Source organism: Streptomyces sp. NPDC002156, assembly GCF_053593675.1.
The window spans coordinates 1-16031 of the sequence record NZ_JBSFDA010000057.1; the positions used below are offsets into that span (position 1 = coordinate 1).

General features: G+C 70.1%; 12 protein-coding genes and 1 pseudogene. 1 reads left to right on the plus strand and 12 read right to left on the minus strand.

The window, feature by feature from the left end; genetic code table 11:
* Positions 1-29: 29 nt before the first annotated feature.
* The 8 genes and pseudogenes from ACWCRB_RS23155 to ACWCRB_RS23190 all read right to left on the minus strand — a co-directional run bounded on the left by ACWCRB_RS23155 (position 30) and on the right by ACWCRB_RS23190 (position 11723).
* On the minus strand, positions 30-1397 hold the full coding sequence (locus tag ACWCRB_RS23155; protein WP_450997850.1) for a ThuA domain-containing protein: 1368 nt from the start codon (positions 1395-1397) through the stop codon (positions 30-32).
* 12 nt (positions 1398-1409) lie between these two features.
* Complete coding sequence (locus ACWCRB_RS23160; protein ID WP_450997888.1) at positions 1410-3926, minus strand: PQQ-dependent sugar dehydrogenase; 2517 nt, start codon at positions 3924-3926, stop codon at positions 1410-1412.
* Positions 3927-4041: 115 nt separating this feature from the next.
* Positions 4042-5046: a sugar phosphate isomerase/epimerase family protein gene (locus tag ACWCRB_RS23165; protein ID WP_450997851.1), complete on the minus strand. Its 1005-nt coding sequence runs from the start codon at positions 5044-5046 to the stop codon at positions 4042-4044.
* A 15-nt stretch (positions 5047-5061) separates the two neighbouring features.
* Positions 5062-6306 carry a Gfo/Idh/MocA family protein gene (locus tag ACWCRB_RS23170; protein WP_450997852.1) on the minus strand — a complete coding sequence of 415 codons (1245 nt, stop codon included), beginning with the start codon at positions 6304-6306 and terminating at the stop codon, positions 5062-5064.
* A gap of 172 nt (positions 6307-6478) precedes the next feature.
* On the minus strand, positions 6479-7525 hold the full coding sequence (locus ACWCRB_RS23175; protein WP_450997853.1) for a substrate-binding domain-containing protein: 1047 nt from the start codon (positions 7523-7525) through the stop codon (positions 6479-6481).
* A 17-nt stretch (positions 7526-7542) separates the two neighbouring features.
* Entirely contained in the window at positions 7543-8562 is a 1020-nt protein-coding gene (locus tag ACWCRB_RS23180) for an ABC transporter permease (RefSeq protein ID WP_450997854.1), read from the minus strand.
* A 299-nt stretch (positions 8563-8861) separates the two neighbouring features.
* Positions 8862-10382 (minus strand): annotated as a pseudogene (locus ACWCRB_RS23185) (sugar ABC transporter ATP-binding protein); the annotation flags it as partial.
* Positions 10383-10541: 159 nt separating this feature from the next.
* Positions 10542-11723: an ROK family protein gene (locus ACWCRB_RS23190; RefSeq protein WP_450997855.1), complete on the minus strand. Its 1182-nt coding sequence runs from the start codon at positions 11721-11723 to the stop codon at positions 10542-10544.
* 263 nt (positions 11724-11986) lie between these two features.
* Between ACWCRB_RS23190 and ACWCRB_RS23195 the strand changes: the two genes are divergently transcribed.
* The gene (locus ACWCRB_RS23195) at positions 11987-12415 is read left to right on the plus strand and encodes a PaaI family thioesterase (protein ID WP_450997856.1); all 429 of its coding nucleotides are present in this window, start codon (positions 11987-11989) and stop codon (positions 12413-12415) included.
* A 55-nt stretch (positions 12416-12470) separates the two neighbouring features.
* Here ACWCRB_RS23195 and ACWCRB_RS23200 read toward each other — a convergent pair whose 3' ends face one another.
* From ACWCRB_RS23200 to ACWCRB_RS23215, 4 genes are all read right to left on the minus strand, one after another.
* Positions 12471-13151, minus strand: a complete 681-nt coding sequence (locus ACWCRB_RS23200) for a GntR family transcriptional regulator (RefSeq protein WP_450997857.1) — start codon at positions 13149-13151, stop codon at positions 12471-12473.
* Positions 13152-13264: 113 nt separating this feature from the next.
* Positions 13265-14218 (minus strand): beta-ketoacyl-ACP synthase III, encoded by a 954-nt coding sequence (locus ACWCRB_RS23205; protein WP_450997858.1) that lies wholly within the window; start codon positions 14216-14218, stop codon positions 13265-13267.
* Between the two features lie 138 nt (positions 14219-14356).
* The gene (locus ACWCRB_RS23210; RefSeq protein ID WP_450997859.1) at positions 14357-14503 is read right to left on the minus strand and encodes an MFS transporter small subunit; all 147 of its coding nucleotides are present in this window, start codon (positions 14501-14503) and stop codon (positions 14357-14359) included.
* On the minus strand, positions 14478-15812 hold the full coding sequence (locus ACWCRB_RS23215; protein WP_450997860.1) for an OFA family MFS transporter: 1335 nt from the start codon (positions 15810-15812) through the stop codon (positions 14478-14480). The genes ACWCRB_RS23210 and ACWCRB_RS23215 overlap by 26 nt, the downstream gene beginning before the upstream one ends.
* Positions 15813-16031: the final 219 nt, after the last annotated feature.

The window sequence follows — 16031 nt, forward strand, 5'->3', positions numbered from 1 at the left end:
GGGGTCCGGCGTCCCCCGCCCGCCGCCGCTCAGTGGCCCGTGGCGGCCGGGGTCGCCGGCGTGTTCACGGGCATCACGGGCAGTTCCCTGATCCGGATGTCACGGAAGGACACCTGGTCGTCGGCTCCGTGGTTCTGGATGCCGATGTGGCCGTCCCGCAGGCTGCGGGCCGGATCGGTGTTGGTGAAATCGTTGATCTGCACGCCGTTGAGCCAGACGCGGAGTCGTTCGCCCTCCACGCGGATCTCGTACGTGTTCCACTCCCCCGGCGGATTCAGCGCGCGGTCGCGCTTCTTCACGTCGGCGGACTTGAACCCGTACACGGCCCCCGTGGTGCGGTCGGGGGCGTCGGTCGCGTCGATCTGGATCTCGTAGCCCTGGGAGACGGCCGACCAGGGGTCGTCCGAGGGCGGGAAGCCCACGAACACCCCGGAGTTGTCGTCGCCTTGGGCCTTCCAGTCCAGCTTCAGCGAGTAGGCACCGAAGCTGCGGTCGGCGTACCAGAGCATGCCCATCCCGCCCGACGACGTCAGGGTGCCGTCGTCGGAGAGGGTGAAGGTGCCCGGGCCCGCCTGTCTCCAGCCCGTCTGGGAGGTGCCGTCGAAGAGCGGCTGGTAGCCGTTCTCCGGGCGGCAGTCCGCCTGGGCCTTGCCGGTGGCCCAGCGCAGGCCGCCCAACAGGTGCTGCCGGAGGGCGGGTTCGGCGTACGCGGACGACAGGTGGCCGACGCCGGTGTAGAAGGAGCGTCCGCCCGCGTAGTTCTGGCACCAGGCGATCGGATGGTCGCCGTTCATCGTGCCGCCGGTGTACGAGGACTCGTCGAGGGAGGCCAGGACACGTACCGAACTCCGGGGATTCGAGCGGTAGTTGTACCACTCGTCGATACGGTTCCAGTCCGCGCCCAGGGCCGAGGTCGCCGGGTGGGCGCGGTCCTCGACCACGGTCCGGGCCGGCTGGATCGCCGGATGGCCCTGGAAGTAGGCGCCGACCAGGCCGCCGTAGAACTGCCAGTCGTACTCCGTGTCGGCCGCCGCGTGGATGCCCACATAGCCGCCGCCGTGGTGGATGTAGCTTTCGAAGGACCATTGTTGACGGTCCGTCAGGACATCGCCAGTCGTCGAGAGGAAGACGACGGCCGCGTACCGGCGGAGGTTCGCCGGGTTGAACGCGGTCGCGTCCTCCGTCGCGTCGACCCGGAAGCCGGCGCTCGCGCCGAGTTCCTTGAGTGCAGCGATGCCGTCGGGGATCGAGTCGTGCCGGAAGGCCGCCGTCTTGGAGAAGACGAGCACCCGGTCGGTGTGCCGTGGTGCGGGCTTGGAGGCGGCCGGGGTCGACACGCATCCGAGGAGTAGTGCCGTGCCCACAACAGCGGTGATGGTTCGGCCTGTTGGTCGCATGGCGCACTCCCCTCAGCCCGTTGTGAAGTGGAAGTCGTCGACCTCGTACAGGTCGCCGCTCGCCGCTCCCTTGAAGACCAGGTAGAAGGTGGTCGTGCCCTTCGGGGTGTGGGAGAGGGGGGCGGTGACGTCCTGGTAGGTGTCCCAGCCGCCGGTCGCCGGTACGGTCGTCCGGCCCAGCACCTTGCCGGTCGGCGAGCCCGCGCGGATCTCCAGCTTGCCGCCCGCGCCGGCCGAGGCGACGCGTGCCGTGAGCGACTTGGCGTTGCTCAGGACGTACGGCGTGAAGGCGATCCAGTCGCCGTTGTCGATGTCGCCGACGGTCTTGGCGCCGTTCGCCGACTCGCGTGAACTCACCGCCGTGCCAGAGGAGTTGTTGAAGTGCTCGGCCTGGCGGTGGGTGGGCTGGACGACGTTCTGGTCGTGGGTGGTCAGGGGTGCCTGGCCGCCGCCTCCGAGGTCGGTGTACTGGGCGTCGAAGACCCCGAAGATGTTGGCGTTGGGGTCGTGGCCGCCGTCGGCGCTGGTCTGGATGGTGCCGGAGCAGCCGTTGGCCGAGGTCTGCGGGTGGCCGTGGCTGTCGTGCCCGAGGATGAAGGTGACCTCGACCTTCGAGCAGTCGATGTTCCGGCCGTCCTCGCGGTCGGTGACCTTCACCTTGAACGGGATGGCGTCGCCGAACTCGAACAGCTGGCCGTCCTGCGGGAGTTGGAGGACCACCTTGGGCGCGGTGTTGCCGACGACGACCTGGACGCTCGCACCGCCGGTGCGACCGGAGGCGTCCTTGGCGGTCACCGTCGCCGTGTACGTGCCGTTCGCCCTGTACTTGTGGGTGGGGTTCGCCGAGGTCGACGTACCGCCGTCGCCGAAGTCCCAGCTGTAGGTGAGGGCGTCGCCGTCCTGGTCGGTGGAGCCGGCGGAGGAGAACTTCACCCTCAGCGGGGCCTGTCCGGAGGTGACGTCCGCGGCGGCCTGGGCGACCGGGGAGTGGCCGTCGGTGGCGTTCTCGATGCGGTACAGGGCGGAGTGCTCGTCGCCGCCGAACCAGGAGATGCCGTAGTCGAGGACGTACAGCGCGCCGTCCGGGCCGAAGGCCATGTCCATCACCTGGGTGCCGGTCCACGGAATGTCGTTGATGGACTGGACGGTCCCGTCGGCGTCGCTGCTGATCCGCTTGATCCAGCGGCGGCCGAACTCACCGGCGAAGAAGTCGCCGTCGTAGGCCTCCGGGAACTTGACCGGGGAGTCGAGCGAGGGGTCGTAGTGGTAGACCGGGCCGCCCATCGGAGACTCGGAGCCGTCGCCGAACTCCGGTACGGACGCGCCGTTGTACGGGATCCAGGCGGCCTGCGCCGGGGGAAGGTCGGTGAGGCCGGTGTTGTTGGGCGAGGTGTTCTTGGGGGCGGCGCAGTCGAACTTGGCGCCCGAGGTGCCGGTCGCGAAGTCGTAGTCGACGTAGGCGTCGTTGGCGCCGGTGCAGTACGGCCAGCCGAAGTTGCCGGGGCCGGTGACCCGGGCGAACTCGACCTGGCCTGCGGGGCCTCGGTTCGGGTCGGCGGCGCCCGCGTCGGGACCGTACTCGCCGATGTAGATGATGCCGGTCGCTTTGTCGACGCTGAAGCGGAACGGGTTGCGGAAGCCCATCGCGTAGATCTCGGGGCGCGTCCTGTCCGTGCCGGGCGCGAAGAGGTTGCCGGCCGGGACGGCGTAGGAGCCGTCCGCGTCGACCTTGATACGCAGGATCTTGCCGCGCAGGTCGTTGGTGTTGGCGGACGAACGCTGGGCGTCGAAGGCCGGGTTGCGGCCCGCGCGCTCGTCGATGGGCGTGAACCCGTCGGACTGGAAGGGGTTGGTGTCGTCGCCCGTCGACAGATACAGGTTGCCCGCCGCGTCGAAGTCGATGTCGCCGCCGACATGGCAGCACAGGCCGCGCGAGGCCGGGACGTCGAGGATCTTCGTCTCGCTGGCGTTGTTCAGGGTGCCGTCGGCGTTGAGGACGAACCGGGAGAGCCGGTTGACGCCGTCGAAGGGCGCGAAGTCGGCCGCGGTGCCCGTCTCGGGGGCGTCGCCCGCCGGGGTGTTCAACGGGGGTGCGTAGTACAGGTAGATGAAGCGGTTGGTGCTGAACTCCGGGTCGACGCCGATGCCTTGGAGGCCCTCCTCGTCGTGGGAGTAGACGTCGAGCTTGCCGGCGAGCCGGGTGTTTCCGGCGGCGTCGGTGATACGGAGTTCGCCGTCGCGCGAGGTGTGCAGGACCGAGCGGTCGGGGAGGACGGCGAGCGACATGGGCTCGCCGACCTCCGGTTCGCCCTTGGCGAGGGTGACCTGCTGGAAGTCCTCGGCGGCGGCTGCTCCCACGGGGGCGGCCGCCTTGTCGGCGACGGCTGCGCCGGCCTGGGGAACGGCCAGTGTCAGTGACGCTCCCGCGAGCACCGCGCCCGTGAACAGGGCGAGCGCTCTGCGGAATCCGGGGTGTCGTCTGTGACTCTTGGTTCTGCCGGTGCGGGTGGTGCCGTCTTTCGCGTGCACGAATGCCTCCGAATGGGGCTCGTTGTACATGCGGGTGCGATACGCCGGGGTGCGCCGTCACCCCGGAACAATTCGGGAAGTACTCCGGAACATTCGGGAAGTACTCAGGCAGGGCTCAGTCGTTGCTGCCGAACGCCGCGTCGAACGAGGCCGACGGCGGCTCGAAGTCGTACGCCTTGAGGTGCGCCAGTGCCTCGGGGGCGCCCTGGAGCCGGTCCATGCCGGCGTCCTCCCACTCCACGGAGATGGGCCCCCGGTATTCGATGGAACGCAGCATCCGGAAGACGTCCTCCCAGGGGACGTCGCCGTGGCCCGCCGACACGAAGTCCCAGCCGCGGCGCGGGTCGCCCCAGGGCAGATGCGACCCGAGACGGCCGTTGCGGCCGTCGAGCCGCTTGCGGGCCTCCTTGCAGTCGACGTGGTAGATCCGGTCGCGGAAGTCCCACAGGAAGCCGACCGGGTCGAGGTCCTGCCACACGAAGTGCGAGGGGTCGAAGTTCAGACCGAACGCCGGCCGATGGTCAACTGCGGCCAGAGCACGCTGGGTTGTCCAGTAGTCGTAGGCGATCTCGCTCGGGTGGACCTCGTGCGCGAACCGCACACCCTGGGCGTCGAAGACGTCCAGGATCGGGTTCCAGCGGTCGGCGAAGTCCTGGTAGCCGCGGTCGATCATCGACTCCGGGGCGGGCGGGAACATCGCGACCAGATGCCAGATCGCGGAGCCGGTGAACCCGATGACGGTGTCGACGCCGAAGGCGGCCGCGGCCCGCGCGGTGTCGGCGATCTCGGCCGCCGCCCGCTGCCGTACGCCCTCCGCCTCGCCGTCGCCCCAGATGCGCGCGGGCAGGATCGCCTGGTGGCGTTCGTCGATGATGGCGTCGCAAACGGCCTGGCCGACCAGGTGGTTGGAGATCGCCCAGCACTTGAGGCCGTACTTGTCGAGGAGTTGGTGGCGGCCGTCCAGATAGGAGGGGTCCGCGAGCGCCTTGTCGACCTCGAAGTGGTCGCCCCAGCAGGCGAGTTCGAGTCCGTCGTAGCCGAAGTCACGGGCGAGGCGGCAGACCTCTTCGAGGGGCAGGTCGGCCCACTGGCCGGTGAAGAGAGTGAAATCGCGCGGCATTCTCGTCGAGCCTCCTCAGACCGATACGGGCGAGACCGTGGTGGATGAAACCGTGATGGGCGTGTAGACGGAGTTCTTCTCCGCGCTCTCCTCGACCGCCGCCAGGACGCGCTGCACCTGGAGTCCGTCCGCGAAGGACGGCCGGGGCCTGCTGCCCGTCGCGATGGCGTGGACGAGGTCGCGGGCCTGGTGGACGAAGGTGTGCTCGTAGCCGAGGCCGTGGCCCGGCGGCCACCAGGCGTCCAGGTAGGGGTGGTCGGGTTCGGTGACGAGGATGCGGCGGAAGCCCGCGTGCGTGCCGGGTTCGGTGCCGTCGTGGTAGGCGAGTTCGTTGAGGCGCTCCAGGTCGAAGGCCAACGAGCCGTGTTCGCCGTTGAGTTCGATGCGCAGGGCGTTCTTGCGGCCGGTCGCGTAGCGGGTGGCCTCGAAGGAGGCGAGGGCGCCCGAGGGGAAGCGGCCGGTGAACAGGGCCGCGTCGTCGACGGTGACCTGTCCGACGCCGGCGGTCGCGGCGGCGGAGAGGCCGCCCGTCGGGGCGCCGGGCAACGGGCGTTCCCGTACGAAGGTTTCGGTGAGGGCGGAGACTCCGGTGAGTTCCTCGCCCGCGAGGTACTGGGCGAGGTCGACGATGTGGGCGCCCAGGTCGCCGAGCGCGCCCGACCCCGCCGCCTCCTTGCGCAGCCGCCAGGTGAGCGGGAACTGCGGGTCCACCAGCCAGTCCTGAAGGTACGTCACCCGGACGTGCCGCAGGCTGCCGAGCCTGCCCTCGGCGACCATGGAACGGGCGAGCGCGGTGGCGGGCAGGCGGCGGTAGTTGAAGCCGACCATCGCCAACTGGCCGCGCTGCTCGGCCTGTTCGGCCGCCGCCACCATGGCTTCGGCCTCCTCGACGGAGTTCGCGAGGGGCTTCTCGCACAGGACGTGTTTGCCTGCGGCGAGGGCGGCGAGGGCGATCTCGGCGTGGCTGTCGCCGGGGGTGCAGATGTCGACGACGTCGACGTCGTCCCGTTCGATCAGGGCGCGCCAGTCGGTCTCGGCCGCCGCCCAGCCGTGGCGGTCCGCCGCGGCTTTGACGGCGTCGGCGTCACGGCCGCAGATCGCGGCGAGCAGCGGGCGCCGGGGCAGGTCGAAGACGCGGCCCGCTGTGCGCCAGCCCTGGGAGTGGGCTGCGCCCATGAACGCGTATCCGATCATGCCGATGCCAAGTGTCGGCTTGTTGGCCTCGCCGGCCGCCGCGTCGTCTGCCTCCGGCAGTCCCATGCGGATGTCCTCCTCGTCGTTGGCGCTGTGTGGGGGGTGTGCTCCGGGGCCAGGTGCGGTGGTGTTTCGGCTGCCGGCGCGTTGTGGCTGGTCGCGCAGTTCCCCGCGCCCCTTTGGGGCGCGACAGAACCGCACACCTGAGAAATCGCCCCCAACCCCTGACCCGGGTCCTCTACTTGAAGCCCGTCGGCATGTACTGGTCGACGTTGGTCTTGTCCACGACCGCCGAGTAGAGCGTGATGGACGACGGGATCTCGAACTCGGCGAGGCCGCTCACGCCCTTGGTCTGGCCCAGGGCGCGGGCCAGGTCGATGGCCGAGGCGGCCATGGTGGGTGGGTAGAGCACCGTCGCCTTCAGGACGCCGTTGTCCTGCTTGATGGCCTGGAAGGCGGAGAGGGCGCCCGCGCCGCCGACCATGAGGAAGTCGTCGCGGCCGGCCTGCTCGATGGCGCGGAGTGCGCCCACGCCCTGGTCGTCGTCGTGGTTCCACAGGGCGTTGAACTCGGGCTGGGCCTGGAGGAGTTGGGCCATCTTGGCCTGGCCCGACTCGACCGTGAACTCGGCGGCCTGGCGGGCCACCTTCTTGATGTTCGGGTAGTTCTTCAGGGCGTCGTCGAAGCCCTTGGTGCGCTGCTGGGTCAGTTCCAGGTTGTCGAGGCCCGCGAGTTCGATGACCTTGGCGCCGTCCACGTCCTTGAGCTGCTCGCCGATGTAGTGACCGGCGTTGAGGCCCATGCCGTAGTTGTCGCCGCCTATCCAACAGCGGTACGCCTGCGGGGTGTTGAAGATCCGGTCCAGGTTGACGACCGGGATGCCGGCGCGCATCGCCTTCAGGCCGACCTGGGTGAGCGCCTTGCCGTCGGCGGGCAGGATCACCAGCACGTCGACCTTCTTGTTGATCAGGGTCTCGATCTGGCCGATCTGCGCGGCGGTGTCGTTCGAGCCCTCGGTGATCTCCAGGGTCACGTCGGAGTACTTCTTGGCGCGGCTCTTGGCGTTGTCGTTGATCGCGTTGAGCCAGCCGTGGTCGGCCTGCGGTCCGGCGAAGCCGATGGTGACGGCCTTGCCGGGGGTGTCGCTGGCGGCCGGCTGCTCGTTGGTCGCGGGCTCGTCGTCGGACTCGTTGCTGGTGCAACCGGAGAGCAGGACTCCCGCCCCGACGGCGGCGGTCCCGAAGAGCAGCCCTCTGCGGCTCGTGAAAGGCGTCGACTCTGGCATGGCGGTGAACCCTTCCCTCAGGTCGTGCTTGCGGTACGGCGCTGGACGAGCACGGCGGCGACGATGATCGCGCCCTTGGCGATCTGCTGTACGTCGCTCTGCAGGTTGTTCAGGGCGAAGATGTTGGTGATCGTGGTGAAGATCAGGACGCCCAGGACGGAGCCGACGATGGTGCCGCGACCCCCGCTGAGCAGGGTGCCGCCGATGATCGCGGCGGCGATGGCGTCCAGCTCGTACAGGTTGCCGTTGGTGTTCTGGCCCGAGCCGGACAGGATGATGAGCAGGAAGGCGGCGATTCCGCAGCACAGTCCGGACAGCAGATAGAGGTAGAGGCGCTGGCGGCGTACGTCGATGCCGGCCAGGCGGGCCGCCTCCGCGTTGCCGCCGACGGCGACCGTACGGCGGCCGAAGGTGGTGCGGTTCAGGATCAGCCAACCGATGATCGTCACTACCGCGAAGACCAGCACCAGCGGCGGGATGCCGAGGATGTACGCGTCGCGCTCGCCGAGGTCCAGGACGCTGTCGATCGTGACGATCTGCGTCGCGCCGTCCGTGATCTGGAGGGCGAGTCCGCGCGCCGAGGCCAGCATGGCGAGCGTGGCGATGAACGGGACCATCCCGCCGTACGCGATGAGCAGCCCGTTGACCAGGCCGCAGCCCACTCCGACGAGCACCGCGGTGAAGAGGATGCCGGCGAAGCCGTACTCCTGGGTGGCGACGGTGGTCGCCCAGACCGAGGCGAGGGCGACGATCGCGCCGACCGACAGGTCGATGCCGCCCGACATGATGACGAAGGTCATCCCGACGGTGACGACACCGATCACCGAGCCCTGGGTGAGGACGAGTTGGAGGTTGCGGGTGTCGAGGAACTCGTCGGGCTTGGTGATGCCGCCGACGACGATCAGCGCGGCGAGCACGCCGAGAAGGGAGAGGGTACGGACGTCGGCGCGGGCCACCAGGCCTTTCCAGGCAGGGAGTTGACCGGTCGACGGCACCTTGTCGGTGCTGTCGCGCGGCGGGGAGACGGGCTGCGTCATGATGCCGGGCCCCTTTCACCGTCCGCAGGGCTACCGGCCGCGGGGTCACTCGGGTCTGCCTCGCGAGGTGCATGCGGGTCAGTCGGGCCGACCTGTTCTTCTGCCGGGGGTCCGGGAGTCGTCCCCCGGGAAGATGCAGCACCGTCCGCGGAGCCACGGGGTGCGGGGATGCTCGGGTCTGCCTCGCGAGGTGCACGCCGGTCTTCCGGGCCGACCTGTTTTCCTGCCGGGGGTCCGGGGGACGCCCCCCGGGAAGATGCAGCATCGGCCACAGAGCTGCCGGCCGCTGAGCTTGCGCTGGCCACAGGGGCTCCTTCCATCACGAGGTCGAGTACGCGGTGTTCGTCGAGTTCGCGGGCCGGTGCCGTGTGCACGACGCGTCCCTCGCGCAGTACGAGCACCCGGTCGGCGAGGCCGAGCACCTCGGGCACTTCGCTGGAGACCAGCAGCACGGCGAGGCCCTCGTCGGCGAGGCGGCGGATCACCGCGTACAGCTCGGCGCGGGCGCCGACGTCGACGCCCCGGGTCGGTTCGTCGAGCAGCAGGACCCGGCAGCCGCGCAGCAGCCAGCGGGCGAGGACCGCCTTCTGCTGGTTGCCGCCGGAGAGGGTCCGGACGGGCACGGAGGGGTTGTCGGGCCGCAGCGACAGTTCACGGGTGGCGGCGCGGGCGGCGCCGAGTTCGGCGCCCCGGTCGATCCAACCCCCTCGTGCGAAACGGGACATGGAGGAGACCGAGACATTGCGGGTGACGGACTCCAGCATCAGCAGGGCCTGCGCCTTGCGTTCCTCGGGGGCGAGGCCGAGTCCGGCGCGCACGGCGGCCCGTACGCTGCCCGGCCGCAACGCCTTGCCGTCGACGCAGACTTGACCGGCTGTCGGCTTGCGTGCGCCGTAGATCGTCTCCAGGATCTCGGAGCGCCCGGATCCGACCAGTCCGGCAAGGCCGACGATCTCACCGGGTCGCACGGTGAGATCGACGGGCGCGAACTCGCCTTCTCTGGCCAGCCCTTGGACTTCGAGGACCGGTGTGCCGACCGCGTCCCTCGGGGTCGCCGGCCGCTCCGGGAAGACGTACTCGACGTTCCGTCCCGTCATCAGGGCGACGACCTCGCGGGTCGGCGTGGACTTCGCGGGGAGTCCGCCCGCCACCGCCCGGCCGTCCTTGAGGACGGTGACGCGGTCGCCGATGCGGCGGATCTCCTCCAGCCGGTGCGAGATGTAGACGACGGCGACCCCGTCGGCGGTCAGGTCCCCGACGATGCGGAAGAGGTTGTCGACCTCCTCCGGGTCGAGCGCGGCGGACGGCTCGTCCATGACGATCAGCCGTACGTCGTGGGAGAGCGCCCGCGCCATCGACACGATCTGCTGCTGCGCCGCCGACAACTCCCCCACCAGCCGCCCGGGATCGACCTCAGGATGACCAAGTCGCCTGAGCAGTGCGGCAGTCGAGGACTTCGCCGCCTTTCCTCGTACGACGAATCCGGCGGTCGTGGGTTCATGGCCGAGGTGGACGTTCTCGGCGACCGACAGGTGTTCCACCAGGTCGAGTTCCTGGTAGATGGTGGCGATGCCGAGGCGCATGGCGGCGATGGGCGAGCGCAGGTTGACCGGTTCGCCGCGCCAGGTGATGGTGCCGTCGTCGGGCTGGTGGGCGCCGGCCAGGACCTTGATGAGCGTGGACTTCCCGGCGCCGTTCTGGCCGAGCAGACAGTGCACTTCACCGGCCTGGACGTCGAGGTCGACGCCGTCGAGGGCCCGGACGCCGGGGAACGACTTGGTGATGCCGGACATGCTGAGCAGCGGTGGTTCTGGTGCCATGACGGTTCCCCTTGGCGGGCGTGCGGGCCGGTTGCAGGGCAGATCCCAAGGTGGGCAAGTCGCTTGCTGAGCAGGCGTTTTCGAACAGGGCAGGGCAGAGCAGGGCGCTGTACTGGTGAGCCGTAGGTACGGGACTGATGATCCGTAGGTACGGAGTGGCTACGCGGGTGAGAACAGGTGGTCGCTGATGAGCCGGGCCGCGCCGATGACTCCGGCGGTGGGGCCCAACTCCCCCAGCACGATGGGCAGGTTGCCGGTTGCCAGCGGCAGTGACTGCCGGTAGACCTGGGTACGGATCGCGGCGAGCAGGGTGTGGCCGAGGCCGGTCACCCCGCCGCCGATCACCACCAGGCCGGGGTTGAAGAAGCTGACCAGGCCGGCGATGACCTGCCCGGTGCGGTTGCCGCCCTCGCGGATGAGGTCGAGCGAGGTGGCGTCCCCGGCGGCAGCGGCGGCGGCGACGTCGACGGCGCTCAGGGCGCCGCTCGCCTCCAGCCGGGCCGCGAGTTCCTCCGAAAGTCCCTGCTGGGCCGCCTCTTTGGCGTCACGGGCGAGTGCGGCGCCGCTGAAGTGGGCTTCCAGGCAGCCCCGGTTGCCGCAGGCGCACGGGCGGCCGTCGGGCACGGCCTGGATGTGTCCGATGTCGCCGGCGCTGCCCGTCACCCCGCGGTGGACCTCACCGCCGACGACGATGCCGCAGCCGATTCCGGTGCCGATCTTGACGCAGAGGAAGTCGCCCACGGAACGGGCGACGCCCGCGTGCTGCTCCCCCATCGCCATCAGGTTCACGTCGTTGTCGACCATGACCGGGCAGCCCAGTTCCTGGCTGAGCGCCTCCCGTACGGGGAAGCCGTCCCAGCCGGGCATGATCGGCGGGGCGACCGGTACGCCCTCGGGGAAGCGGACCGGGCCCGGGACGCCGATACCGGCGCCGTCGAACCCCTCCGCGAGCCCGGAGGCCCTCAACTTGGCCGCCATGGACAGGACTTGCTCGAAGACCGCGACCGGGCCCTCGCGTACGTCCATGGGCTGGTTGAGGTGTCCCAGCACTTCCAGTTCGGCGTTGGTGACCGCGATGTCGATCGAGGTCGCGCCGATGTCGACGCCGAGGAAGCGCAGGGCGGGGGCGAGCCGGATGTTGTGGGAGCGGCGGCCACCGCGCGAGGCGGCGAGTCCGTCGGCCACGACCAGGCCCGTCTCCAGGAGCCGGTCCACCTCCACGGCCAGCTTGGACCGGGACAGGTCGACCTGGTCCCCCAGCTGGGCCCGGGAGTTGGGCCCACCGTCACGCAACAGCCGCAGCAGCCGGGCCTGATGGGCGTTCGCGGGTCGTGCGGTCATACGTCTCACGAGCCCCTCCCCGCCTAGTCAGGCACCAACCAGCCATGATTTCCGGCCACTTCGCCGGGCTTTCGAGTGGAACGTAGCAGCGGCTGCCGGGACTGGGAAGAAGTTGCGCACAGATTGCCGCCGACTTCTTCCTCTGAGAGGACAAAGGAGGGGCGCGTACCGACGCCGGGCGCATTACCTCGCGGGTCATCGACCCGGCCCGCCCGCGACAGCACACTGGCGAAGCCCGCGCCCGTCACCGTGAGAGGACAGCCATGACCACGCCGCCCGAAGCTCCCCGCCCCGGCGAACTCGCCGCCACGATCCTCGCCGCGCTGCCCTTCGCGGGGGAGCTGGGCATCGAGCTGGAGGAGGCCGGGGCCGAACGCACCACGGGCGTGCTGGCGTGGTCCGAGCGGCTGTGCACGGTGGGCGGCACCCTGCACGGGGGTGCGCTGATGGCGTTCGCGGACACCGTCGGTGCGGTGTGCGCGTTCCTCAATCTGCCGCCGGGCGCGGGGACTTCGACGGTGGAGTCGAAGACCAACTTCTTCCGAGGCGTCCGCTCGGGCAAGGTCAGGGCCGAGGCACGGCCACTGCATGTGGGCCGGTCCTTCGTCGTCGTACAGACGGATCTGTACGACGACGAGGGCAGACGGGTGGGCCAGACGACACAGACGCAGGCGGTGCTGGGCGGCAAGTAGGGCATGCGGCACACGACCCGAAGAAACCCCAGACGCCGGAAGCCCGGCGGAGCGCTCAGTCGCGCGGGCGCTCGTGGTACGTCTTGCGGGTGTGTTCCGTATGGGCCCGCATGACCTCCGTCGCCCGCTGCCCGTCACCGTCCGTGATCGCCGCGATCAGTTCGCGGTGCTCGATCCACGACTGCCGACCGCGCTGCCGGGCCACCGGCGTGTAGTACCAGCGCACCCGGCGGTCCACCTGCGCCGCCAACTCCGCCAGAACCGTGTTGCCGGCCAGCTCCATGACCTTCGCGTGGAAGCGGGCGTTCAACGCCACCGCACCGTCCACATCGTCCTCCGTCACCGCCCGCTCGCCCTCGGCGCACAGCTGCTCCAGCACCTCGATGCCGGCACGGTCGGCGCCCGTGGCGGCGAGCCGGGCGGCCTCGGCCTCCAACAGGGTGCGGACGGTGAGGAGTTGGTCCGCCTCCGCCTCCGTCGGCTCGTGCACGAAGGCGCCCTGGGCCGGCCGCAGATCGACCCACCCGTCCGTGTTGAGCCGCTGGAGCGCCTCGCGCACCGGCTGCCGTGACACCCCCAGGTGCCCGGCGAGTTCGCTCTCGACGAGGTGCTGACCAGGTTGCAGGGCACGGGTGGTGATCAGTTCGAGCAGCGCCTCGTACACCCGGTCACGGAGCGGACCGGGACGTTCGAGCTTCGGTACCGCGCCCTGCGGCAGTCCTGTCGTCGAGAACATCGCGGTCCCCCTGGGTCAGCGCCGCGCAGAGCAGCCGGGACGCCAGTATGGATTGTCTTTCGTCTACAGTCCACGGTGCACAGGAGCCGGAGGGCGCACGGACACCGGGGCACTCAGGGACAGCGGACGACCTGTCCGGCGTACGAGAGGTTGCCGCCGAAGCCGAACAGCAGGACCGGGTCGCCGGTGGAGATCTCGCCGCGCTCGACCAGCTTCGAGAAGGCGAGCGGGATGCTGGCGGCCGAGGTGTTGCCGGACTCGACGACATCGCGGGCCACGACGGCGTTCACCGCGCCGATCTTCGCGGCCAGCGGTTCGATGATGCGCAGGTTGGCCTGGTGCAGGACGACGGCGGCGAGGTCCTCGGGGGCCAGGCCCGCGCGCTCGCAGGCCTGGCGGGCGATGCGCGGCAGCTGGGTGGTGGCCCAGCGGTACACGCTCTGCCCCTCCTGCGCGAACACCGAGGGCGTGCCCTCGATCCGTACCGCGTGCCCCATCTCGGGCACGGAACCCCACAGCACGGGCCCGATTCCGGCGGGACCGTCCGCGTCCGCCGGACAGGCCTCGACGACCGCCGCGCCCGCGCCGTCCCCGACGAGTACGCAGGTCGTGCGGTCGGTCCAGTCCGTCACGGCGGACATCTTGTCGGCGCCGATGACGAGGGCGCGCTGCGATCCCCCGGCCCGTACGGCGTGGTCGGCCGTGGCCAGGGCGTGGGTGAAGCCGGCGCACACGACGTTGAGGTCCATCGTGGCCGCCGAGGGGATGCCGATCCGGTTCGCGACCCGGGCGGCCATGTTCGGGGAGCGGTCGACGGCCGTGGAGGTGGCGACGAGGACGAGGTCGATGTCGCTCGCGGCCAGGCCGGCCGCCGCGAGCGCCTTGGCGGCGGCGTGCGCGGCCAGCTCGTCGACGGGCTCGTCGGGGCCGGCGATGTGGCGCGTACGGATGCCCACCCGGCTTCTGATCCACTCGTCGTTGGTGTCGACCAGACCCGCCAGGTCCTCGTTGGTGAGCACCTTGGCGGGCTGGTAGTGACCGACGGCGGCGATGCGCGAGCCGTTCATGAGTGGGTCCCCTTACTGCATTTCGGTAGCGGGATCCACCAGTCTGATCAGTGACTCACCAGTACGACGGCACGCGATGCCACAGGATTCGCGCGGCAGGGTTGTCGGCTTCCATCAGACCCCATGGCGACCGAACACCTACCCCGTGAACAGCTGTGTCGCCTTCTGTACCAGTTCGTAGACCCCGTAGCAGAGCGGGGCCCCCACCCATACCCAGGCGAACGCGATCAAGGGCCGCCGGTCGGGCGGTCCCGCGCTCTCAGACGGACTGCTCTCGCCGGCCATCGGCGGCCTCCTTCGGTGCGGGGATGTGGTGGCGGGGGTCGACGGGACGGACGAGTTCGTTGGCGACGAAGCCGACGGCGAGCAGTCCGATCATGATGTAGAACGACATTCCGTACAGGGCGGAGCCGGTCTTGCCCGCCTCCTCCTGCCGGTCGGCTATCCAGTTGACGATCAGCGGGCCGAGGACACCGGCCGTGGACCAGGCGGTGAGCAGCCGCCCGTGGATCGCGCCGACCTGGTAGGTCCCGAAGAGGTCCTTCAGATAGGCGGGGATGGTGGCGAAGCCGCCGCCGTAGAAGGAGAGGATCACCAGCGCGCACAGGATGAACAGCGGCTTGGAGGAGTCCCCGAACCAGGCGATCGAGGCGTACATCAGCGCGCCCACGCCCAGGTAGACGCGGTAGATGTTCTTGCGGCCGATCAGGTCGGAGGTGGACGACCAGCCGATCCGGCCCGCCATGTTGGCCGCCGACAGCAGCGCGACGAAGCCGGCCGCCGCCGACACCGAGACCGGTGTGGAGCTGTCCGCGAAGAAGTCCTTGATCATCGGCGCGGCCTTCTCCAGGATGCCGATGCCCGCGGTCACGTTCATGCAGAGGATGACCCACAGGCACCAGAACTGCGGGGTCCGCACGGCACTGCGCGCGGAGACCTGGACGCCCGAGAGGGCACTGGGCCCGCTCGCCCCGCCCGCGGCGGGCTTGTCGCCGCGCGGCACCCGCACGAGGAGCACCCCGAGGGACATGAACACGGCGTACGACAGTCCGTGCACCAGGAAGGCGAGCGCGATCCCGGAGCTGTCGGAACCGAACGACTCCAGCATCTGCGCCGACCAGGGCGAGGCGATGAGCGCGCCGCCGCCGAAGCCCATGATGGCGATGCCGGTGGCCATGCCGGGCCGGTCGGGGAACCACTTGATCAGGGTGGAGACGGGCGAGATGTACCCGATGCCGAGGCCTATGCCGCCGACGAAGCCGTAGCCGAAGACGATCAGCCAGTACTGCTCGGTGGCGGCGCCGAGCGAGGCGATCAGGAAACCGGAGGAGAAGCAGACCAGGGCGACGGTCATGGCCCAGCGCGGGCCGTTGCGCTCGACGAGGGTGCCGCCGAACGCGGCGGACAGGCCGAGCATGACGATGCCGAGCTGGAAGGGCAGCGCGCTCTGCGTGCCGCTGAGGCCGAGGGCGGACTCCAGGGGCGGCTTGAAGACGCTCCAGGCGTAGGCCTGGCCGATGGAGAGATGGACCGAGAGGGCGGCCGGAGGAACGAGCCAGCGGCTCCAGCCGGGTGGCGCTACGGGGGGACTCATGATCCCGGACGATAGGAACCGGCCGCATGGTTGGGAAGACGGCCCGTCGAACTCGCCGACCGTATGCGGTGAGCGGTATCCGGGGTGCGCCGAACGGTCGTTCGGACCGGACGAACGGCATCGCCGGGGCAGCGCCGAACACCGCTTCCGAGCCACGGACACCTCGCGCGGCCCGTCCGACCCGTGTCACACCTCTTGCCGCACCCCTTGTCGAGGCAA